Source organism: Sphaerisporangium sp. NPDC049003, from assembly GCF_043197795.1.
In the GTDB taxonomy this organism is placed as follows: Bacteria; Actinomycetota; Actinomycetes; order Streptosporangiales; family Streptosporangiaceae; genus Sphaerisporangium.
Map to the genome: position 1 here is coordinate 2078 of NZ_JBICTU010000068.1, position 1370 is coordinate 3447.

1 rRNA gene (cut by a window edge) is annotated in these 1370 nt (G+C 55.8%); it reads left to right on the top strand.

Annotated elements, in window-relative coordinates:
- The first annotated feature begins 83 nt into the window (after positions 1-83).
- Positions 84-1370 (top strand): 23S ribosomal RNA (locus ACGFIV_RS36125) (it continues 1934 nt past the right edge of the window).

Below are 1370 nucleotides of genomic sequence, written 5' to 3' on the forward strand. Positions count from 1 at the left end.
TGGGGTGTGGGTGTCTGGTGGTGGGTGGGGTTGGTGGCCTGTTTGTTGTTTGTGAATTGCATAGTGGACGCGAGCATCTTTGTGGCCAAGTTTTTTAGGGCACACGGTGGATGCCTTGGCATCAGGAGCCGATGAAGGACGTGGGAGGCTGCGTTAAGCCTCGGGGAGTCGCCAACCAGACGTTGATCCGGGGATGTCCGAATGGGGAAACCTAGCACCAGTCATGTGGTGTTGCCGCCGTCTGAATGTATAGGGCGGTTGGTGGTAACGCGGGGAAGTGAAACATCTCAGTACCCGTAGGAAGAGAAAACAATAGTGATTCCGTGAGTAGTGGTGAGCGAAAGCGGATGAGGCTAAACCATGCGCGTGTGATAGCCGGCAGGTGTTGCGTGTGTGGGGTTGTGGGACCCTCTGGGAGGAGCTGCCGTTCCTCCAAGCAGTGATAAATCGATGGGGTAGTCGAAGCTTCTGGGAAGTTGCGCCGTAGACCGTGAGAGTCGGGTAGGCGAAACCTTGTCGACTGTTTGAGGGGATCCCAAGTAGCACGGGGCTCGAGGAATCCTGTGTGAATCTGCCAGGACCACCTGGTAAGCCTAAATACTCCCTGATGACCGATAGTGAACAAGTACCGTGAGGGAAAGGTGAAAAGCGCCCCGGTGAGGGGTCGTGAAATAGTACCTGAAACCGTGTGCCTACAAGCCGTAGGAGCTTAGACGAGGCTTGCCTTGTTTGTGATGTGACTGCGTGCCTTTTGAAGAATGAGCCTGCGAGTTATGGTGTGTGGCGAGGTTAACCCGTGTGGGGGAGCCGTAGCGAAAGCGAGTCTGAATAGGGCGTTTGAGTCGCATGCTGTAGACCCGAAGCGGAGTGATCTACGCATGGGCAGGTTGAAGCGCGGGTAAGACCGTGTGGAGGACCGAACCCACCAGGGTTGAAAACCTGGGGGATGACCTGTGTGTAGGGGTGAAAGGCCAATCAAACTCCGTGATAGCTGGTTCTCCCCGAAATGCATTTAGGTGCAGCGTCACGTGTTTCTTGCCGGAGGTAGAGCACTGGATGGCTGATGGGCCTTACCGGGTTACTGACGTCAGCCAAACTCCGAATGCCGGTAAGTGAGAGCGTGGCAGTGAGACTGCGGGGGATAAGCTCCGTAGTCGAGAGGGAAACAGCCCAGACCACCGACTAAGGCCCCTAAGCGTGTGCTAAGTGGGAAAGGATGTGGAGTCGCAGTGACAACCAGGAGGTTGGCTTAGAAGCAGCCATCCTTGAAAGAGTGCGTAATAGCTCACTGGTCAAGTGATTCCGCGCCGACAATGTAGCGGGGCTCAAGTACACCGCCGAAGTCGTGGCATTCACGCGTATAGCTTGGC